The following is a 19,213-nucleotide window of genomic DNA, read 5'->3' on the forward strand; positions in this document are numbered from 1 at the left end:
GGTGTGATCATGTCGAAAAAAGCAACGGAATTTCAAAGAAAAGCAATGAGCTGGATGTACCGGGGCAAGGAGATCTTCAAGCCATTGAACACCGGCTGGATCGACGAGAATGTTGCCTGCGTGCGCGAATGGGTGGCGAACATCTTCTTCTACCGCAAAGGCGATACGACCATTATGGTCGATGCGGGATATAACTACGACCGCCTTGCCGAAAAAATGGGCTGGCTTGGGATTGATCCGAAGTCGATACACCATATCCTTATCACCCATCAGGACACCGACCATGTGGGTGCGGTGGAAGCAGACAGTCCGGGGCTGTTCCGAAATGCGAATCTGTACATCGGTGAGATCGAGAACCGGTATCTCACCGGCGAGGTGCGGCGAAAAGTCATCTATCATCTCTATAAATTGCCGCAGGTCACGATCAACAATGAAAAAGTGCTGCTGCACGATGGTGAGGTCATCGACATCGACGGGGTCAGGATCGAGTGCTTTCTCGTTCCCGGTCATACATGGGGGCACATGGTATATCTTGTGGACGGGAAATATCTCTTTACCGGCGATACCATCTGGTTCGGCGCGGACGGCGGCTACAGCTTCATTTCCTCGCTGGCGGAGGACAATGAGCTGGCTGTGCAGTCACTGGCGGAGCTGGAGCGGAAACTGCGCGCACGTGGGCTGCATCCATATTTCATCACCGGTCACACGGGATGGACGGACAATTTTGCCTATGCGTTTGCCCACAAAGACAAGAGCTGTTCACCATTCAAAAAGCGAGTACACGACCCATCGGCACCCTATGATGCCTACGACGAATCGGACGACACCGAAGAAAATGCAAAGAGCGGTTTTCTGAAAGGCGTGGGAAGATGAAGGACAGTGAATTACAAATTGACCGTAGCTGCCATGTGCTATATTCCAAACCCTGCAAAAAGGAAATTCTGGCGAAAATCACTCTGCACTATCCGGAGGTGGAGCGCGAGGCGGTCTGGGAGCAGGTGCAGCTGAGATACGCAGAGCTTCTTTCCAAGTGGCGCACCGACCTCGGCGGTAAAAAGAATTTTCACAACGGCGTAGGCGGCACCTACGACTGCATCGCCATCATGTGCTTTTACGATGTGTGCCGGGATGTGGTCACATTCCGCGAAATGGAAGAGATCGAAGAAAATCTGATCCTGCCGTCCTTCCGGAAGCTGCGATTCGTTGACATCAACAAGCCATTCTGGAAAAAGCTGATGTATCGGGCATTCAGCACCGCCCAAAAACACTGTGACACATGGCACGATTACGAGATGGATGTTACGCCTTACGAAAACAGCAAGCCCATCTATTATGAATTTACGGCGTGTCCGGCGGCGGAATTTGCCAAGCGGTTCGGATTTGCGGACATTATGCCCGCCCTGTGCAATGTGGACTATGCGTCCATGGAACTGCTCCATGCCAAGCTCGTGCGGACGACCACCTGCGTGGACGGCTGCCGATGCGACTATACCATCTGCGGCGATAAGGATTCATACGTAAAGGAACATCCCGAATACCGGGATGAAAACGGATACAGGAGGAATAAGTAATGCTTTTACAGGTGATTCTGGAAGGTCTTGGGCTGGGGGCTTTGCTGGTTCTGATCTGCGCTGCGGGCATCCGTAAGGGGGCTGTTGGGATGGTGCATCTTTACAGCCCGGCGGTGCAGCAGCGGTGCGTAAAACTGGGGCTTACAAGCCCGGAACGCATCCGACGCAACAGCCTGCTGTTCAAAGCAGTCTGCATTCCCGGCTATATCGGCTATGTGCTGGTCTGTGTCTATGGGATAAACGGTGCAAAGGGCTTTGTTCAGGGTTTCTGGCAGTTACTCGTCATCTTGTCCGTTATGAATCTCATGGACCGCCTGTTGGTTGACAGCTATTGGGTGGGGCACACGAACGCATGGACGATCCCCGGAACGGAGGATCTGAAGCCCTACATTACTGCAAAAGACAAGCAGAAAAAGTGGCTGTTCGGTACGGTAGGTATGGCAGCCATAGCGATGGTGCTGGCGGCAATAATGACTGTTTTTACTCACTGAGGGAGGAACCTATGAAATACAAAATCGAGAAAAACACCGTGCAGGAGACGCTGATCCTCCCACTGTATTCCCGGAAGCTGTGTACCGAGCTGTACCCAAACCTTTATCGGGACGAAACAGCGGTTCGGTTGCTCGACCAGATCGACTACGATTTTTCGCAGGCAGAGAAAAATGCCCGCAGTCTGATGCAGCGCTTTGGTGCGCTGGAGGTCGCCATGCGGCAGAATGACCTTGCCTTTGAGGTGCGGGCGTACCTGAAAAACCACCCCTGCGCGGCAGTGGTCAATCTGGGCTGCGGGCTGGATAACACCGGCAGAGCCTGCGACAACGGCAGGTGCAAGATCTACAATCTGGACTTCCCGGATGTGATCGCCTTGCGGCAGCAGCTGCTGCCCGCCGGAGAGCGGGAGCAAAACATCCCCTGCGACCTGAAAGACCCCGCATGGTTTGACAAGATCGATGCCTCCGGCGGGGCGGTGTTCTTTGCCTCCGGGGTGTTCTATTACTTTCTGACGGAGCAGGTTCGGGAACTGGTGCAGGGGATGGCGGACGCTTTCCCCGGCGGAGTGCTGGTCTTTGATGCCGCCAACCGCACGGCGGTAAAGATGATTGCCAAAACATGGCTCAGAACGGCAAAAATCAAGGATGTGGGAGCATATTTCGCGGTTTCGGATGCGAAAAGCGAGCTTTCCCCATGGGACAGCCGTTTGCAAGTGTCCAGCCGGGGCTATATGCTGGGGTACAACGATTTGAAAGATCCTTCTGTTAGCGGCTTTTTCCGATTCCTCGCAAAGGTTGGAGACAACGGGATGAAAATGCAGATCGTGAAGATCGGATTTGGAGGCAGACAATGAAATATGCCGGAACGCCCTTTGGAATGTGGGTGCTGTTTTCAGGCTCCTTTCAAAAGCAGCTGACCGCTGTGCTGGGCTATGATGCAGCCACCGCAAGAGCCATCACGAAAAAGGCAAAGCCGCAATACCGGCAGATCATTGCTGATTTGCCGGAGTTTGAAAAAGCCGACCGTTTCAAAATGAACATCGTCAACTGCGCAATGCTCGGCGCGTTCATCCTCTCCATGCCGCAACGTCCGGAGGTGGACAGGATGACGGATTACTACGCAAAGTCCATGATGACAAAGCCCATGCAGTGGTTCTGCCGCAAAAGCGGAAAAAGCAAGTTTACCCCAAAGGATATTGCCGCTATGAAAGCCACCGCTGCCATGAAAGCCGCCGACCGCAACCCCTACTCGTGGAACATGGAGTTTTACGAATACCCGGATGGCAGCGGCTACGAGGGACGCTTTACAAGGTGTGGCATCTGTGTGCTGATGAAGGAGCTGGGTCTGTACGACCTGACCCCCGCTTTGTGCCATCTGGACTACACCATGAGCGAAGCGGGCGGTGTGACAAATTTTGTGCGGCAGTATACCCTTGCCTCCGGCGGACCCTACTGCGACTGCGGGTACAAAAAGAAGGGGTGACGGACGATGAAGGCGAAGGAAACCTATCTTTCCCGTGACTTTCGGGAGACTGCGGCACAACGCTTTTCCGCGCAGGCAAAGCAGCTGAACGCCGCTTTTGATATGCGCCTGAATACGCTGCTGGCTGAAAACGCGGGTGCAAGCAAGGAGAAGCAGTACCACCTCAAGCGGCAAATCTTACCAGGCATTGCGGCCTACGAAACCTTGCAGCGGGTCATGCCGAAAGAAGAAGCACTGCAAACCGTTCACGGCTATGTGGAGCGGCTGGCGAGAACGAGCCACAAACAGCTTGCCGCCCTGCTGCACATACCGGGGCTTTACCGCCTTGTTCCCGGCGTTTTCGTCAAATCCACCCGGAGCGTTTTCGGCCCGGCGGCGGGCTTTGCCCCAAAAGAACTGCAGACCGGTAACGGCGTCTGGCGTGTGGATATGATGAAGTGTCCCTATCACGACACCTGCGCAGAATACGGCTGCCCGGAGCTGTGCCGCTGCTTTTGCGACAGTGATGACATCAGCTATACCGGCCTGCATCCGAAGCTGATCTGGGAGAGAAGCATGACGCTGGGACGCGGCAATGACCGCTGCGATTTTTGCATGAAGGTCAGATAATAGCGGGGAGGCATATTGGCATGGAGATCAAACGATTCGGCAATATAGAGGGAAAGACCATGATGCTGCTGCACGGAAATCTTATGTGCTGGCGGCAGTTTGAGGACTTGATCCCGCTGCTGGAAAGAAAATTCTGCGTGTATGCCGTCAGCTTCGACGGCTTTGATGGAACCGGTGAAACGACCTACACGACTGCCCGGGATCAGGCGGATAAGTTGGCTGCTTATATTGAAAAAGAGCTTGACGGACAGTTGGATCTGCTTTTTGCAGAGTCGCTGGGCTGCGGACCGGCTGTTTTTCTGAAGGCTTCCCCAACCGTTCAGATCGATCGGATGATCCTCAGCGGGCCGGAGTATCTGGATTTCGGAGTGCTGAATCGACTGATTTTGAAGGTCATGCCGCAAAAGCAATATCGAACGGCACACGAAAAGTACATGCCTGCATGGGCACTGCGCTTTATGGGGCAGACGGAGCAGGGAATGCAGACTATGCTCCGCCGTATCCCGGATCATATCAGTTTGGAATCCGTCCGGGCCACTTGGGAGGCAGGACTTTATCTCTATCGAACGGACTTTTTGGTACAGCCCGATGCAAAGGTCGCCTGTTGGTACGGAGAAAAAGAAGGGCACATGAAAAAGGCCATCCAGCGGCTGCGGACGGCATATCCGAGCCTGATCGTCCGCTGTTTCCCCGGTTTCGGCCATGGCGAGATCATCAATCATCCGGCACTGCTTGTGTCGGAGATGGAACGCTTTTGGCTATTATGATTACGAACAGGAAGCGAAGAAAATGAAGAAAGAAGAATCAAAGCAGTTCATCCGCTGGTGCATCGCGGCTGCGGTGTATGAGAAAAAGCACTCTGCGCACCTCGCAGGATGACAGCGATTGAAGATCAGAAACGGTTCGCAGATCTGTTCCGGAAACTGGATGCGGAGATTCACAATGTTCCGGGCGGTCATGTGGGCTTCATCGTTCAGGCGGAACGGTATCTTGATTTGATGGAAACATTTTTGCAGAGAAATGGAATTTGACAGTTCACGTCTGCGAATCAGTAAGAAAAAGCGAATCTTCAGGAAAAGAGAATGGCTATGTATAAATCACTTTTTGCTCTTTCCCCGGAGCAAACTGCTTCTACGGCGATGCCCCGCACCGTCGTGTTCTCCAACGGAACGGGGAGCGGGAGTATGACCATCTGTCCACTGTTTTCGGGGGCAGAACTGTACTACAACGATATGCATCTTGTTTCCTTTGACGAGGCTCCCGCACCAGCGCGGAATGTGATCGAGATCAACCACTGCCGCGTGGGGCGTTACGAGTGCAGTTTTGGGGAAAATAGCTGCTGCTATCTGGCAGCAGGGGATTTTGCGGTGTGTGCAGCAGCGCGCAAGAAATCCTCCTCCTGCTTCCCATTGCGGCACTATCACGGCATTACCATTCTGCTGGATCTGGATGCAATCTCGCCGGAAATGCGGAAACAAATGGAATGGTACAGCGTAGACCTTGATGTCATACGGCGGCACATCTGCACGGAAAACCGCTGCTGTATCCTGCGGTCAGAACCGACCATTGCCCATATTTTTTCAGAGCTTTACACAGCGCATTCTGTGCCGGACACCGGCTATCTTCGGCTGAAAGTGCTGGAGTTGCTGCATATTCTGACCCGGCTGAAAAACAGGGAAGATGTGCAGCAGACAGAGTATTTCAATCAGCATCAGGTGGAGTGTGTGAAGCAGGCTGCGGCTCTTCTCACGCAGGAACTGACAGTTCGCCGTACAATCGAACAGCTTGCACAGGAGGTCGGCCTTTCGCCTACGGCATTAAAAAGCTGTTTCAAAGGCATTTACGGAAGCTCGGTCTATGCGTATCAGAAAGAGTACCGGCTGCAGCTGGCACAGAAGCTACTACTCGAAACCGATTGCACGGTTGCTGAAATCGCCCATCGGGTCGGGTACGAAAATCCGAATAAGTTTTCTTCTGCATTTCGGGAAGCAGCCGGCATGACGCCTACGGAGTATCGGAAGATGCGTCCGATTGGATAGATTCTGTCGATTTGGTTCTTGCACAGAAAGTCCGGTTCCAGTAAAATCAGTATCGTGATTAGTTGAAGCTAACGCCGATATTCTGATTTTGTGGAGGAAATTGATAATGCGTTTGATGAAAAGAATTCTGAGTGCAGCTGCTGTGCTAGCTCTGTCTGCTTCTCTTCTGGTTGGCTGCAGCAGCGGCACGGCGAGCTCTGTTCCCGTTTCTGCAAGTTCTGCCGCAGAAAGCACTGTTTCTTCCGTAGAAGAGACCGCCTCTTCTGCTGTGGATGAAAACGAAGCTGCCGCTGCACAGCTGCTGAACGACCTAACAGGCAGCTATCAGGAACTGTGGCCGGTGATTCTGGCGGACGAATATAAGCAGACATGGCTGGATGATTGTACCGCTCTCGTGGGCGAGGACAATGCCGAAGCTGCTTTTGAGAAGCTGCCCTCTATGGTGACAGGTGATGTTTACGGCGAAGATGCAGTCAAAGCGTATGCCAACGGCGGCGGAGCCTATTTCTGCGGCTTTACCAATAGCCTTGCGACCTTGACCTTCGATGGTGAAACTTCTACCATTTCCGGCACCGATAAGGACGGCAATGTGCTGTTCTCCCATGCCTATCACTATATTGGCATGGAGCCTGTGCGTGGGCTGTATGAGTTTGAAAGCGATGATGCCGATTCCGGCGAGTTCACCTACTTCTTCCTTGCGCCGGACACCAGTGCGGAAACTTACCATATTGAGTTCCGCTATGGTTCGGATGCAGAAGCTCTGAGCCAGTACGATGCAGGCGAATATGCTTACTGGCTGGCCTCCGGCATTTCCACCGACTGTGACCAGACGATGATCGACAACTGCATTGAGCTGTTCTGTACTGAAAATCTAGCAGGTTAATACGCAGAATGTGCTGTGGAGCAAAAACGCCACGGCACATTTTTGCATAAAAACTATTTGAAGGAGGTCTTTTCGTGAAAAAACAGTCCGATCTTTCCCGGTTGATGAGCTATGCCGGGAACTACCGATATTTCACCTACGTCTCGTGGGTACTGTCTGCGGTCAGTGCGCTGGTGGCGCTGGTGCCTTTTGTGTACATCTGGAAGATCCTGCGGGATGTGCTGAACGCTGCGCCGGACTATGCGCAGGCGGTGAACATCCCCCATTACGGCTGGATGGCAGTGTTGTTTGCGGTGCTGTCCTACCTCATTTACATTGCAGCGCTGATGTGCTCCCATCTGTCGGCGTTCCGGGTGGCGACCAATCTGCGGCTGGCGGTGTCGGAGCATCTGGCGGTGCTGCCGCTGGGCTTTGCCGAGACCTTCGGCAGCGGCAAGCTGCGCAAGATCATCCACGAGAGCACCGGAGCCGCCGAGACCTATTTGGCACACCAGCTGCCCGACCAGTACAACGCCATCGCCACCCCGGTGGGGCTGTTGGTGCTGCTGCTGGCATTTGACTGGCGGCTGGGGCTGCTGAGCCTTGCGCCGGTGGTGCTGGCTTTCCTCATTATGACGACCATGACCGGCAAGCGGATGGCTGAAAAAATGCGGCAGTACGGCAACGCCTTGGAGGCGATGTCCAATGAGGCCGTGGAGTACGTCCGGGGTATCCCGGTGGTCAAGACCTTCGGGCAGTCGGTATTTTCCTTCAAAAAGTTCAAGGCCACCATTGATGAGTATGAAAAGTGGGTCATCTCCTACACCAAAGACCTGCGCCTGCCCATGATGTTCTACACCGCCGCCGTCAACGGCGTGTTCGCCTTTTTGATCGCGGGCGGGCTGCTGTTCACGACCCACGGCGTCACCCCGGAGTTTCTGCTGAACCTGCTGTTCTATATCATCATTACGCCGGTGATCTCCCTGACTTTGACCCGCATGATGTACATGAGCGAGAGCAAGATGGTGGTAGCGGATGTGCTGGCACGCATCGACTCGGTGCTGGAGGCGGCGCCCATGCAGGTGCAGGCTGTTCCGCAGCACCCGAAGGATTCCTCTGTCACGCTGCAGGATGTGCATTTCAGCTACGACGGAAAAAACGAGGTCATCAAGGGCGTTTCGCTGGAGATTCAGCCGGGACAGACCGTGGCTTTTGTAGGTCCATCCGGCGGCGGAAAATCCACGCTGGCAAACCTTGTCTGCCGGTTCTTTGATGTGCAGAGCGGCAGCGTCCGGGTGGGCGGAGCGGATGTGCGGGACATCCCCAAGGAAGAGTTGATGGACACCATTTCCTTTGTGCTCCAGAACAGCCGCCTGCTCAAGGGCAGCATTCTGGACAACGTCCGTCTGGGTAGGCCGCAGGCCACCGAAGCCGAGGTGCTGGCAGCACTGAAAGCTGCACAGTGCATGGATATCGTGGAGAAGTTCCCGGAGGGCATCCATACGGTCATCGGCACCAAGGGCGTGTATCTTTCCGGCGGCGAGCAGCAACGCATCACCATTGCCCGTGCCATGCTGAAAAATGCGCCCATCCTGATCCTGGACGAGGCCACCGCCTTTGCCGACCCGGACAATGAAGCAAAAGTACAGGCCGCTTTTGCCCAGCTTGCCAAGGGCAAAACGGTGCTGATGATTGCACACCGCCTGTCCACCGTCGCCAACGCCGACTGCATCTATGTGGTGCGGGATGGGCAGATCGCAGAATCCGGCACAAAGGACGAGCTGTGTGCGCAGAATGGCCTGTTTGCCCGGATGTGGCAGGATTATCAGGCATCAGTGCAGTGGAAGGTCGCAAAGGAGGGGTAAGGAATGATCGAAAAAATTCAACACGCAACGGCCAGCTCCCCGGAGGGCGCAAAGGGGCTGGTAAAGGGCGTTTTGGCCTGTGCGTTCCAGAACATGGCGTTCATGCTGCCCACCGGGCTGCTGTATCTTCTGGTAAAAGACCTGCTGGAAGGCTCTACGAGCGGGAGAAGCACCTTTTATCTGGTGGGATGCGTTGCCTGCTTTGTGCTGATTTTGCTGACCACATGGTTCCAGTATAACGGCACCTATTTTACCACCTATAAAGAGAGCGGCACCCGTCGCCTGACCCTTGCGGAGCGGCTGCGCAAGCTGCCCCTGTCCTTTTTCGGCAAGCGCGACCTTGCCGACCTGACCAGCACCATCATGGCAGACTGCGAGGTGTTGGAAAAGGACTGCTCCCACTTCATCCCCGGTCTGTTCGGTTCCCTCATCTCTACCGTGCTCATTGCCCTGAGCCTGTTCGCCTTTGACGGACGGATGGCACTGGCGGCGCTGTGGGTCATCCCGGTATCTGTTGCCATCGTGGTGGGCAGCTACTGGGTGCAGGACAAGGTGCAGGCCAAGACCATGGCGGCGAAAATGGCCTGTGCGGACGGCATTCAGGAGTACATCGAGACCCTCCGCGACCTGAAAGTCAGCAATGCGGAGCAACGTTATCTGTCCGGCCTTTCCGGAAAAATTCGGGCAGTGGAAAAGCAGTCCATCGTGGCAGAACTGACAACAGCGCTGTTTGTGTCCTCCGCCGGCATGGTGCTCAAGCTGGGTATTGCGTCGGTGGCGCTCACCGGTTCGGTGCTTCTGGTGCAGGGCAGCATCGACGTACTGACCCTGTTTCTGTTCCTGATGCCGGCATCCCGGATGTACGACCCCATGCAGGGGGCTTTGCAGAATCTGGCGGCGGTCATTGCCATGCGCACCAATGTAGGACGCATGAATGAGATTATGGACGCTCCCCTGCAGACCGGCAGCGAACAGCTGACCAATCAGGGCTGCGATATCGTGTTCGACCATGTGGGCTTTGCCTATAACTCCGGCGAGACGGTTCTGCGGGACGTTTCTTTTACCGCAAAGCAGGGCGAGGTCACGGCACTGGTGGGCCCCTCCGGCGGCGGCAAAACTACCGTTTCCCGGCTGGCGGCACGGTTCTGGGATTACCAGAAGGGCAGCATCACCGTGGGCGGCATGGAGGTTTCCCAAATCGACCCGGAAAAGCTCATGAGCCTGTATTCCATCGTCTTTCAGGATGTGACCCTGTTTGACAACACGATTCTCGAAAACATCCGTCTGGGCCGCAAAGGTGCAACGGACGAAGAGGTTCTGGCGGCGGCAAAGCTGGCAAACTGCGAGGAATTTGCCGAAAAGCTGCCGGACAAGTGGAACACCAACATCGGCGAGAATGGCTGCGCTCTTTCCGGCGGCGAGCGTCAGCGCATTTCCATCGCCCGCGCCTTCCTGAAGGATGCGCCCATCATTCTGCTGGACGAAGCCACCGCCAGCTTGGATGTGGAGAACGAAACTGCCATTCAGGAGGCTCTATCCCGGCTCATAAAAAACAAAACCGTCCTCATCATCGCCCACAGGATGCGCACCGTAGCCGGTGCGGATCAGGTGGTGGTGCTGTCGGGCGGCATCGTGGCCGAGCAGGGCAGCCCGGCAGAGCTGTACGCCCGGAAGGGACTGTACACCCACATGGTGGATCTGCAGTCGGCAAGCCAGAACTGGACGATCTGAGAATGATGGCGGCTTTTATTGGAACAAAGAATTGTATTCGGTTAAAAAAACGGATAATCGCCCGCAGTTCCAGCAGATGATCAAGGACAGCGAACGTGGCATCTTTGATGACTGACCTGCGGGATTGGTTAAAGGTACACAACATCAAAAATTCAATGGGCGGGGAGATGTCCTACAATACGATTTAGCGGATGCTGAGTAATCGCCGGTACATCGGCGAATTGCGTTTGCGGGATGTGGTACAGCCCAATACGATCCCGGCACTTGTGTCAGGTGAACTTGTCGGGGTAAGGCCCCTCCATTTTGCTACGCAAGACCGTTCTGTCGTTTAAAAGCCCCACTGGGGCTTTCACTGCTGCACTGCGCTCCGCAAACGCGAACCTGTTCAACAAGGTGCAGGAAAAGCTGGCGAAAAATAAAAAGGCCCCTGCCCGTCATAAGGCAGAGGAAAGCTATCTGCTCACCACCAAGCTGTACTGCGGTAAGTGCGGAGCGCTGATGTTCGGAGAAAGCGGTGTCAGCCACACCGGGAAAATGTATACCTACTACAAGTGTGCTGCTGCCAAGAAGAAAAAGACCTGCGATAAAAAGGCCGTGCGGAAACAGTGGCTGGAAGATCTGGTGGTCAACGAAACCATGCGGAATATGCAGCTCTTGAAACGATACAGAAATGCAGCGATATCCTCAGCCTGCATCTGGCGGTCACACCTCAGACCGTGAACATGGTGGACGCAGGTTTTCTGGCGGGCATGAAGGACGGTGCATTTTCATCGTCAACACTGCCCGCGGCGACCTTGTGGCCAGCGCCGCCCTTGCCAAAGCCCTGTGCAGCGGCAAGATCGCCGGAGCCGGACTGGACACCATTGCGCCGGAACCGGTCACAACGGAAAATCCGCTGCTCAGCCTGCCGCATGATCGCCGCGGCGATCCGGGCGGTGCAAAGCGGACAGCGGCCGGAAAATATCGTGAACGGGTTATAATAAAAAGCAAAACAAAAACACCCTTACAGCTGAAATGGAAAAGCTGTGAGGGTGTTTTTGCTTGTACGGCAACCGCACATATGGGAGGTTGTTATTGTCTGTTTTTGGCGGGCGGGTCCGGCTTCATGGCTTCCAGTGCAGCGCCCAGCTCCTTCGGCTGAAGAGGGCTGGTGCAGTCCGCGGAAGAGCTTTGCAGCTTTTCCAGCAGGGAAACGGAAGTGAAGCAGTTCAGGCCGCTGCAGTTGATCAGCTGCACGCCCGGTGTGGTAAAAACGGAAAAGACCTCGACCTGAGATGCATTCAGCTGGGGCAGAAGAGACGCAAGAGCTGCCTGCTGCGCGGTCTGATCCGGCAGGAGAGAATGGATCGCCTTGGTCGTCTTATCCAGCTTCTGTGTCCAGTCGGCGGCTTTTCCGTTATTGGTAAGGGCACCGCCATAACCATAACATTTCAGGCCGATGACACGATGCTGTGTGATGAGCACGGGCGAAAGATTGGTTTTGGTCTTGCCGTCCGAAAGCTGGCCGGGCATGACGATGTACCAGTGATTTTTGCGCACCAGCTTCATCAGAGAGGAAACGAACTGCAGAATGTCCTTCTGGGATCCGTTGCGGGAAGAGGAAGACACCGCTGCACAAGCAGCTTCTTCCGAGGGCAGCTGCCCCAGAATGTTGCGTCCCTTACCCCACAGGGTCAGATCACCGCTTTTCTTTTTTCGGTACAAAGCCGGCAGGGAAAAAACAACAAGGACGGCCAGAACGATCAGTGTAATTGTATTTTGTGTCATTTGGATACCTCATAAGGGGGATTGAAATAAAAAGATAAACAAAAAGGAGCTGCTGCACAGTGTTTGTGCGGCGGCTCTTTTTTTGCCTGCGGAGGACTTGACAAGAATGATATAAAGTGATATGATTTTGATATCACAAAGAAATACTTCCGCACCCTGTGAAGGAGGGAACTGTTATGGAAGAGAAAATTCTGCAGACCAAAAAGAACGGCATGGTCATGCTGCTGTTCACCCTGCTGGGCTATGCTGTTACCGTCCTGCTGTTTTTCTACAGCATCATTCTGCTGGACGAAAGCCTGTTTCCGGGCATCCTGCTCACGATCCTGTCTATCGCATACTGGGTGGCGGGCATCTTCCTGTTCTGCGGCCTGAAGGTGTTAAAGCCCCAGGAAGCACTGGTGCTCACCCTGTTCGGCGATTACATCGGCACCCTGAAGGGACAGGGGTTTTACTGGGTGAACCCCTTCTGCACCGCGGTGAACCCGGCAGCTGGCACCAAACTGAGCCAGAGCGGCGATGTGAACAGCGGCGAAACCGGCATGGCGGCCCTGCTTAAGGCAGGTAACAGCAGTTCCCAGACCGCAGAATCGACCAGCAAGAAGATCTCGCTCAAAATGATGACCCTCAACAACTCCCGCCAGAAGATCAACGATTGTCTGGGCAACCCGGTGGAGATCGGCATTGCGGTCATCTGGCGCGTGACCGATACCGCAAAGGCCGTATTCAATGTGGACAACTACAAGGAGTACCTCTCCCTGCAGTGCGACAGCGCTCTGCGCAATGTGGTGCGCATTTACCCCTATGATGTGGCTCCCAATGTGGATACCACCGGCGACGGCGTAGCCGATGAGGGCAGTCTGCGCGGCTCCTCGGAGGTGGTAGCCGCCCGCATCCGGGACGAGATCCAGAAGAATGTAGCCGAGGCTGGCATCGAGGTAGTGGAAGCCCGCATCACCTATCTGGCCTATGCGCCGGAGATCGCAGCCGTGATGCTGCAGCGCCAGCAGGCAAGCGCCATCATCGATGCCCGCAAGATGATCGTGGACGGTGCTGTGGGCATGGTGGAAATGGCCCTTGAACGCCTGAATGAGAACAAGGTAGTGGAGCTGGACGACGAGCGCAAGGCGGCAATGGTCTCCAACCTGCTGGTGGTGCTGTGCGGCAACCGTGATGCCCAGCCCATCGTGAACAGCGGCAGCCTGTACTGATGGCAGAACCAAAAAAGCAGGTGCCCCTGCGCCTGAACGCGAAGCTCTACGATGCCCTTGCCGCCTGGGCCGAAGATGACTTCCGCTCGGTGAACGGGCAGATCGAATATCTGCTGACGGAGTGCGTGCGGCAGCGCAAAAAGAACGGCAAGTATGTCTCGGACCAGATCGATGTGCCGCCTGAACTGGATATCAAATAAAATACCAATTGGCCCCGGCTGTGCGGATGAACTCTGCATGGCCGGGGTTTGTGTTTATCTGTGGCTCCCTAAAGGCTGAAAATGCGAAATTTTCTGCCGGAAAATAACGAAAATACATTGACAGTTGCACACCTGTGACGATATAATAGGCCAAGGAATATCTTTCTGTGGCAATGGAAAGACCTTCCCGCAGAAAACTATATTCCGAAGAAAAGAGGGAAGCTTACCCGCTTGAACAGACAAAAACAACATCGTGGTGCCGCTGTTGCGCTGGCTGTGCTGGTGCTGGCAGCTGTACTGTTTTTTGTGGGCGGAAGCTGGCTGGAAAAGTGCAGCCAAAAGCCGGAGACCCGGACGGAGCTGCCGCAGGAGACCGCCGAGACCATGGAAGTGGACGGCGTGACCTACCGCAGGCGCACAGATCTGACCACCATCCTTGTTATGGGCATTGACCATGACAGCGAGGTGGAAGCAGAAGGCTCCTATCAGGGCGGTCAGGCGGATTTTCAGCGGCTCATTGTGATAGACAGCAAAGACAAGACGGTCCGTCAGCTCAAGATCGACCGCGACACCATGGCAGAGGTTACGGTGCTTGGCATGCTGGGCAATCCGGTGGGCACCACTCAGATGCAGATCAGCCTTGCACATGGCTTTGGCGATGGCAAGGAGGAAAGCTGCGGCTATGCCCGTGATGCAGTGTCCCGCCTGCTGCAGGGGGAAAACATTGATTTCTATCTGGCTATGAGTCTGGACGGCATCTCGGTGCTGAACGACCTTGCAGGCGGTGTGACCGTGACGCTGGAGGATGATTTCTCCGCAGCAGACCCGGCCATGACCAAGGGAACTACCCTGACGCTGCAGGGCGATCAGGCTGAGATTTTTGTGCGCAGGCGCATGGATATTGGCGAAGGCACCAACGAAGCCCGCATGGTGCGGCAGGAGGAGTATCTTGCACAGCTTTCCGCACAGCTGGAAAGCAGGGTGCAGCAGGATCAGCAGTTCACCGCACAGGTGTACGATGCGCTGCAGCCTTATCTGGTCACCGACCTTGCAAAGGGTCAGCTGGTCAATGAGGTGTGGGCCGCAAAGGACGATACTGTGGAGCCTGCCATTGCACTGGAGGGCGAGCATAAGGTGGCAGAGGACGGATTCACCGAGTTCTATCCGACCGAAGCTTCCATCCAGAAAGCGGTTCTGACGCTGTTCTGGGAGCCTGTTGAAGAATGATGTAAATGTTGAAAAGCATTTGCGATAGAAAGCAGCATCTTGGAGAGTGCGGCTTGAAGTGAAAGGAGATCTTCATTATGAAGAAAGTTATCAGCGCTGTTCTGACCGCTGCTATGGTCGTGGGCATGGGTGTGTCTGTTCTGGCAGCAACGCCCAGCAAGACTGTGGCAGATGAGGTCAAGGCCAGCGGTTCTGCTACCGTCACCGGTGTTCTGGGCATTGTCAGCGATGTGAAGGTCACTGCCAAGGAGGATACCGCTCAGGTCGAGGAAGTCCTGCAGGACATCACTTCTGATGCAGACCTGCAGAAGGCTGCGGGCGCTTCGAAAGAAAAGAAGACGACTATAGATGTTACTGTAACGCAGGCCTTTGAGATGCAGACCTCTAACCTGCTCGACGCTGCAAATGTTAAGCTGACCATTGAGTCCAAGGTCATTGAGGCTGCTTACGAGGACAACGAGCAAGTTACCGTTCTGGTGGCTGTGCCCAAGACGAAGGCAGACGGCACTGTGACCTATACCTACTATACTGTGCCCGGTAAGGTCGTGGATGGCAAGATCGTGGTGAACCTGAAGGGCCGTCAGGTCAAGCTCTATGGCTCCAACTTCATTCTGGTGGCCGTGAAGACCATTGAGGGCTAAGAACTAGAAATGTTCTGCGGTGCTCCCTGATGAAAAAGGGAACGCCGCATTTTTGGCGTATAGGATTCAGAGAAATAGAGGAAAGGGCACAACGCCCGGGCCGCATGGGCGGCAGTATTATAAGGTTATAAGGAGTGAAATCGTGCAGCAAGATACTTTTATGAAGGAGCGCACAGCTTTAGCGGTACAGCCGGAACAGGGAGAAGATACCATTGATCTGCTGGAACTGTTCATGGGCCTGCTGGCCCACTGGACGCTCATTGCAGCCACGGCTGTGGTGGGTGCCGTACTGATGGCGCTTTATACGTTTTTTCTGGTAACGCCGATGTACAAGGCAACGGCCACCATTTATGTGGTCAGCCGCAATGATTCGGTGCTGAACTTCTCCGATCTGCAGGTCGGCAGCGAGCTGACCAGCGATTACATCAAGGTCTTTGAAATGTGGGAAGTCCACGAAAAGGTCATCAGCAACCTGGATCTGGATTACACCTACACCGATATGGCCAGTATGCTGTCTGTCACCAACACCAGCGACACCCGTATGCTGGATATCACGGTCACGAACCCGGACCCGGAAGAAGCAGCAGCGATCGCAAACGAGTATGCGGATGTGGGCGCAAAGTACATCTCGGAAAAGATGAAGACGGACGAGCCCACCCTGATGTCTTCTGCGCGTGTGCCGGAGAACCCGTTCAGTCCCAACAAGGCCAAGAACATCCTGCTGGGCTTTGTAGTGGGCTTTGTGCTGGCCTGCGCCGTGGTGGTGCTGCGGACCATGCTGGACGATACCTACAAGTCTGCCGATGATATCCGCAAGTATACCGGCATGGTCGTGCTGGCATCGATCCCGCTGGCCGATGCTGGCGAACAGCCGAAAGAGAAAAGCGAGTTCAAGCGCCGCACCAAGCGGTTTGCCAATGATGTCCGCCGCCGTGTGGGTGGCAGCTCTGGGAGGAAAGCATGAAACAGCTGAAGATCACAAAATTTCCGGCTCTGGATTATGCGGGAAATGAAGCCTTTAATACCCTGAGCACCAACCTCTCCTTTGCAGGTGCGAGTGTCAAAAAGATCATGATCACCAGCTGCCATGCTGCAGAGGGCAAGAGCTATCTGTCCATGAACCTGATGCGCACGCTGGCACAGCGCGGCATCAAGGTGGCGCTGGTGGACGCAGACCTGCGCCGCAGCTTGGTCAACAGTGACTACGGCCTGAAATATGAGGATGGCCGCAGCGACGGTAAGGGCCTCTCCCATTTTCTGGCCGGTATGGTGGGCATGGATGAGGTGATCTACCAGACCGATATCCCCAACGCGATCATGGTGCCGGTGGGCCGCGATGTGCCCAACCCGCTGGCGCTGCTGACCAACAGCCATTTTGCCGAACTGCTGGATATGCTGGCCAGAATGGCAGATTACGTCATTGTGGACGCACCCCCGGTGGGCGTGGTCATCGATGCGGCGGAGATCGCCAAGGCATGTGACGGCACCCTGATCGCAGTGAACTACAACGATGTGAGCCGTCAGGAGCTGCTGGACGTGAAGCAGCAGATCGAGCAGACCGGCTGCCCCATTCTGGGCACCGTGCTCAATCAGGTGGACTACGACAACTATATGGGCCGCAAGTACTACAAATCCTACTCAAAGTATGGAAAGTACGGCTATTACAGAAAGTATTATAAACGAAGCCACGAAGCGGAAAAGAAATGAGCGGCTTTACGGATTATCATGCGCACTTCGTCTACGGCGTGGACGATGGTGCGCAGACCAGAGAAGAAATGTATGCCATGCTGGATGCAGCGGCAGCAGACGGTGTGCGGCACCTGTTTGCTACCTCGCACAGTACGCCGGGCATGGAACGCTTCCCGCAGGAAATCTACGACCGGCATCTGGCGCTGGCCCGCGCATACTGCACACAAAAAGGCTACGACCTGAAGCTGGAGCACGGCTCTGAGTTGCTGTATACCCCTGCGACGGGATATGCGGCAGTCCAGCGCCAGCTGCTGACCTTGGGAGATACCGGCTGGGTGCTGCTGGAATTTGTGCCGAACATAACGGCAAAGGAGCTGGAAACGGCTCTGCAGGAGATCACGGGTGCGGGTTACCGCATTCTGGTGGCCCACATTGAGCGGTATCCCTGCCTTGCGCAGCACGGCCTGCTGGCCCGCCTGCATGAGCAGTACCGGCTGCGCTGCCAGATCAACTGTTCGGCTGTGCTGGACAGCGGCTTCTGGCAGTGGATGCGGCTGGAGCACTGGGTCAAGGCGGGGCTTGTGGATGCAATCTCTTCGGATGCACACAACTGCACCTCGCGCCCGACCCGGATGCGGCAGGCGTATGAGCGGCTCTGCACCCGTGTGGGACAAACGACAGCACAAAAACTGACCGGACTGGATGGCACAGAGTATCTTGTATAGTTGCTTTGACTGCCGGAAATGAAAATGGGAAAGACGCCTCTTTCAGCCAGCTGCTTCGTGAGGAAACGGATGGGAAAGGAACGTCCTTTTGTAAAGAAGTGTGGAGCTTCTGGCTTTTTGTGCAAAAAAACTTGCGAATCAAAGGACAAAGTGTTAAACTGAAACAGGGAACATGTATGGTAAACTTGCGGGGGTGTACGAATGAAGATACTGGTCGTCGATGATGGACAGCTTGCAATCAACTCGCTGATCCGCATCCTGTGCCGCGTTGCACCCGACTGTGACTATATCAGCGCCATGACGACCGAGGATGCACTGAGCTGGATGCGTCAGGGGCCGATGGACGCGGCTTTCCTCAATCTGGAAATGCCCGGCATGAACGGGCTTGCTTTGACGCGCATGATCCAGAAGCTGCAGCCGCGCTGCAACATCATTGTGGTAACAGAGCACCCGGAGTATGCGCTGGAAGCGCTGCAGATCTTCGTGAGCGGCTTTTTACTCAAGCCTGCAAACGAGGCAGATGTGCGCAATGTGCTGGAGCATCTGCGCTACCCGCCGGAGAATGCCCCTGTCGGCATCAAGATCCAGTGCTTTGGCAATTTTGAGATCTTCGTGGGCGGGCGCGCTTTGGCCTTCAAGCGCAGCAAGAGCAAGGAGCTGCTGGCCTATCTGGTGGATCGCAATGGTGCCACCTGCACCAACGGCGAAATGCTGTCCGTGCTGTGGGAGGATAAGCCCGACACCGCATCGCTGCACAGCCATCTCCGCAATCTGATCTTTGACCTGAGCCATACGCTGGAGGATGCAGGTGTTACCGGCCTGCTCATCCGCGGCCGCAGCACACTGGCGCTGGACACCAGCAAGGTGGATTGTGATTATTACAATTTCCTGCGGGGCAGCCGCTCGGCCACCAATTCCTATCGCGGCGAGTATATGACCCAGTATTCTTGGGCAGAGGTGACCCGTTCAGCGCTGCGCCAGCAGGCAAATGTGCAGAAAACAGCCTCGATCCCCAGTTACTATGTGCCGCCTACCGGCTTTTAAACCAGAAAAAACAAGAACACCTCAGAAAATCGCTCGATTTTCTGAGGTGTTTTTTTTGACA

General features: G+C 55.0%; 21 protein-coding genes and 1 pseudogene. 20 read left to right on the forward strand and 2 right to left on the reverse strand.

Annotated features, from left to right (window positions below):
- Positions 1-9: 9 nt before the first annotated feature.
- The 12 genes and pseudogenes from GKG36_RS00085 to GKG36_RS00140 form a co-directional block, all read left to right on the forward strand.
- Positions 10-873 carry an MBL fold metallo-hydrolase gene (locus tag GKG36_RS00085; protein WP_097774052.1) on the forward strand — a complete coding sequence of 288 codons (864 nt, stop codon included), beginning with the start codon at positions 10-12 and terminating at the stop codon, positions 871-873.
- The gene (locus GKG36_RS00090) at positions 870-1,571 is read left to right on the forward strand and encodes an L-2-amino-thiazoline-4-carboxylic acid hydrolase (protein WP_154258472.1); all 702 of its coding nucleotides are present in this window, start codon (positions 870-872) and stop codon (positions 1,569-1,571) included. Before GKG36_RS00085 ends, GKG36_RS00090 begins: the two co-directional genes overlap by 4 nt.
- Positions 1,571-2,062 carry a hypothetical protein gene (locus GKG36_RS00095; protein WP_154258474.1) on the forward strand — a complete coding sequence of 164 codons (492 nt, stop codon included), beginning with the start codon at positions 1,571-1,573 and terminating at the stop codon, positions 2,060-2,062. Before GKG36_RS00090 ends, GKG36_RS00095 begins: the two co-directional genes overlap by 1 nt.
- A gap of 11 nt (positions 2,063-2,073) precedes the next feature.
- Positions 2,074-2,916 (forward strand): class I SAM-dependent methyltransferase, encoded by an 843-nt coding sequence (locus GKG36_RS00100; protein WP_154258476.1) that lies wholly within the window; start codon positions 2,074-2,076, stop codon positions 2,914-2,916.
- Positions 2,913-3,545, forward strand: coding sequence for an L-2-amino-thiazoline-4-carboxylic acid hydrolase (locus tag GKG36_RS00105; protein WP_154258478.1), 633 nt, complete (start codon positions 2,913-2,915; stop codon positions 3,543-3,545). The genes GKG36_RS00100 and GKG36_RS00105 overlap by 4 nt, the downstream gene beginning before the upstream one ends.
- A gap of 6 nt (positions 3,546-3,551) precedes the next feature.
- Positions 3,552-4,154 carry an L-2-amino-thiazoline-4-carboxylic acid hydrolase gene (locus GKG36_RS00110; RefSeq protein WP_154258480.1) on the forward strand — a complete coding sequence of 201 codons (603 nt, stop codon included), beginning with the start codon at positions 3,552-3,554 and terminating at the stop codon, positions 4,152-4,154.
- A gap of 59 nt (positions 4,155-4,213) precedes the next feature.
- Complete coding sequence (locus tag GKG36_RS00115) at positions 4,214-4,921, forward strand: alpha/beta hydrolase (RefSeq protein ID WP_223388002.1); 708 nt, start codon at positions 4,214-4,216, stop codon at positions 4,919-4,921.
- Between the two features lie 417 nt (positions 4,922-5,338).
- Positions 5,339-6,193 (forward strand): AraC family transcriptional regulator, encoded by an 855-nt coding sequence (locus tag GKG36_RS00120; RefSeq protein WP_223388001.1) that lies wholly within the window; start codon positions 5,339-5,341, stop codon positions 6,191-6,193.
- Between the two features lie 268 nt (positions 6,194-6,461).
- Positions 6,462-7,076 carry a hypothetical protein gene (locus GKG36_RS00125; protein WP_173012850.1) on the forward strand — a complete coding sequence of 205 codons (615 nt, stop codon included), beginning with the start codon at positions 6,462-6,464 and terminating at the stop codon, positions 7,074-7,076.
- Between the two features lie 74 nt (positions 7,077-7,150).
- Complete coding sequence (locus tag GKG36_RS00130; RefSeq protein ID WP_173012851.1) at positions 7,151-8,920, forward strand: ABC transporter ATP-binding protein; 1,770 nt, start codon at positions 7,151-7,153, stop codon at positions 8,918-8,920.
- A gap of 3 nt (positions 8,921-8,923) precedes the next feature.
- Complete coding sequence (locus GKG36_RS00135) at positions 8,924-10,651, forward strand: ABC transporter ATP-binding protein (protein ID WP_154258484.1); 1,728 nt, start codon at positions 8,924-8,926, stop codon at positions 10,649-10,651.
- A gap of 381 nt (positions 10,652-11,032) precedes the next feature.
- Positions 11,033-11,302, forward strand: a pseudogene (locus GKG36_RS00140) (recombinase zinc beta ribbon domain-containing protein); the annotation flags it as partial.
- Positions 11,303-11,360: 58 nt separating this feature from the next.
- Here GKG36_RS00140 and GKG36_RS14725 read toward each other — a convergent pair.
- Both GKG36_RS14725 and GKG36_RS00155 read right to left on the reverse strand, forming a co-directional pair.
- Entirely contained in the window at positions 11,361-11,564 is a 204-nt protein-coding gene (locus GKG36_RS14725; protein ID WP_044953524.1) for a hypothetical protein, read from the reverse strand.
- 158 nt (positions 11,565-11,722) lie between these two features.
- Positions 11,723-12,418, reverse strand: a complete 696-nt coding sequence (locus GKG36_RS00155; RefSeq protein ID WP_154258487.1) for a hypothetical protein — start codon at positions 12,416-12,418, stop codon at positions 11,723-11,725.
- Positions 12,419-12,594: 176 nt separating this feature from the next.
- Between GKG36_RS00155 and GKG36_RS00160 the strand changes: the two genes are divergently transcribed.
- The 8 genes from GKG36_RS00160 to GKG36_RS00195 all read left to right on the forward strand — a co-directional run bounded on the left by GKG36_RS00160 (position 12,595) and on the right by GKG36_RS00195 (position 19,152).
- Positions 12,595-13,626, forward strand: a complete 1,032-nt coding sequence (locus GKG36_RS00160) for an SPFH domain-containing protein (RefSeq protein ID WP_154258489.1) — start codon at positions 12,595-12,597, stop codon at positions 13,624-13,626.
- Positions 13,626-13,826 carry a PTS ascorbate transporter subunit IIC gene (locus GKG36_RS00165; RefSeq protein ID WP_005940562.1) on the forward strand — a complete coding sequence of 67 codons (201 nt, stop codon included), beginning with the start codon at positions 13,626-13,628 and terminating at the stop codon, positions 13,824-13,826. The genes GKG36_RS00160 and GKG36_RS00165 overlap by 1 nt, the downstream gene beginning before the upstream one ends.
- A 231-nt stretch (positions 13,827-14,057) precedes the next feature.
- On the forward strand, positions 14,058-15,053 hold the full coding sequence (locus GKG36_RS00170; protein ID WP_154258491.1) for an LCP family protein: 996 nt from the start codon (positions 14,058-14,060) through the stop codon (positions 15,051-15,053).
- A 77-nt stretch (positions 15,054-15,130) separates the two neighbouring features.
- Positions 15,131-15,694: a hypothetical protein gene (locus tag GKG36_RS00175; protein ID WP_154258493.1), complete on the forward strand. Its 564-nt coding sequence runs from the start codon at positions 15,131-15,133 to the stop codon at positions 15,692-15,694.
- A gap of 142 nt (positions 15,695-15,836) precedes the next feature.
- Positions 15,837-16,658 carry a Wzz/FepE/Etk N-terminal domain-containing protein gene (locus tag GKG36_RS00180; RefSeq protein ID WP_154258495.1) on the forward strand — a complete coding sequence of 274 codons (822 nt, stop codon included), beginning with the start codon at positions 15,837-15,839 and terminating at the stop codon, positions 16,656-16,658.
- Positions 16,655-17,401: a CpsD/CapB family tyrosine-protein kinase gene (locus GKG36_RS00185; protein WP_154258497.1), complete on the forward strand. Its 747-nt coding sequence runs from the start codon at positions 16,655-16,657 to the stop codon at positions 17,399-17,401. The genes GKG36_RS00180 and GKG36_RS00185 overlap by 4 nt, the downstream gene beginning before the upstream one ends.
- Positions 17,398-18,108: a CpsB/CapC family capsule biosynthesis tyrosine phosphatase gene (locus GKG36_RS00190; protein WP_154258499.1), complete on the forward strand. Its 711-nt coding sequence runs from the start codon at positions 17,398-17,400 to the stop codon at positions 18,106-18,108. Before GKG36_RS00185 ends, GKG36_RS00190 begins: the two co-directional genes overlap by 4 nt.
- 201 nt (positions 18,109-18,309) lie before the next feature.
- Positions 18,310-19,152, forward strand: coding sequence for a response regulator (locus GKG36_RS00195; protein WP_154258501.1), 843 nt, complete (start codon positions 18,310-18,312; stop codon positions 19,150-19,152).
- Positions 19,153-19,213 lie beyond the last annotated feature (61 nt).

Origin of the sequence: Faecalibacterium sp. BIOML-A1 (assembly GCF_009679715.1) — a bacterium.
GTDB lineage: Bacteria > Bacillota > Clostridia > Oscillospirales > Ruminococcaceae > Faecalibacterium > Faecalibacterium taiwanense.

Coding starts and splice junctions, on each gene's coding strand:
- GKG36_RS00120 (WP_223388001.1), top strand. CDS start 5,339: ATGACCATCTGTCCACTGTTTTCGGGGGCAGAACTGTACTACAACGAT.
- GKG36_RS14725 (WP_044953524.1), bottom strand. CDS start 11,564: ATGCGGCAGGCTGAGCAGCGGATTTTCCGTTGTGACCGGTTCCGGCGC.
- GKG36_RS00160 (WP_154258489.1), top strand. CDS start 12,595: ATGGAAGAGAAAATTCTGCAGACCAAAAAGAACGGCATGGTCATGCTG.
- GKG36_RS00090 (WP_154258472.1), top strand. CDS start 870: ATGAAGGACAGTGAATTACAAATTGACCGTAGCTGCCATGTGCTATAT.
- GKG36_RS00110 (WP_154258480.1), top strand. CDS start 3,552: ATGAAGGCGAAGGAAACCTATCTTTCCCGTGACTTTCGGGAGACTGCG.
- GKG36_RS00085 (WP_097774052.1), top strand. CDS start 10: ATGTCGAAAAAAGCAACGGAATTTCAAAGAAAAGCAATGAGCTGGATG.
- GKG36_RS00190 (WP_154258499.1), top strand. CDS start 17,398: ATGAGCGGCTTTACGGATTATCATGCGCACTTCGTCTACGGCGTGGAC.
- GKG36_RS00115 (WP_223388002.1), top strand. CDS start 4,214: ATGATGCTGCTGCACGGAAATCTTATGTGCTGGCGGCAGTTTGAGGAC.
- GKG36_RS00100 (WP_154258476.1), top strand. CDS start 2,074: ATGAAATACAAAATCGAGAAAAACACCGTGCAGGAGACGCTGATCCTC.
- GKG36_RS00165 (WP_005940562.1), top strand. CDS start 13,626: ATGGCAGAACCAAAAAAGCAGGTGCCCCTGCGCCTGAACGCGAAGCTC.
- GKG36_RS00185 (WP_154258497.1), top strand. CDS start 16,655: ATGAAACAGCTGAAGATCACAAAATTTCCGGCTCTGGATTATGCGGGA.
- GKG36_RS00135 (WP_154258484.1), top strand. CDS start 8,924: ATGATCGAAAAAATTCAACACGCAACGGCCAGCTCCCCGGAGGGCGCA.
- GKG36_RS00155 (WP_154258487.1), bottom strand. CDS start 12,418: ATGACACAAAATACAATTACACTGATCGTTCTGGCCGTCCTTGTTGTT.
- GKG36_RS00175 (WP_154258493.1), top strand. CDS start 15,131: ATGAAGAAAGTTATCAGCGCTGTTCTGACCGCTGCTATGGTCGTGGGC.
- GKG36_RS00195 (WP_154258501.1), top strand. CDS start 18,310: ATGAAGATACTGGTCGTCGATGATGGACAGCTTGCAATCAACTCGCTG.
- GKG36_RS00095 (WP_154258474.1), top strand. CDS start 1,571: ATGCTTTTACAGGTGATTCTGGAAGGTCTTGGGCTGGGGGCTTTGCTG.
- GKG36_RS00105 (WP_154258478.1), top strand. CDS start 2,913: ATGAAATATGCCGGAACGCCCTTTGGAATGTGGGTGCTGTTTTCAGGC.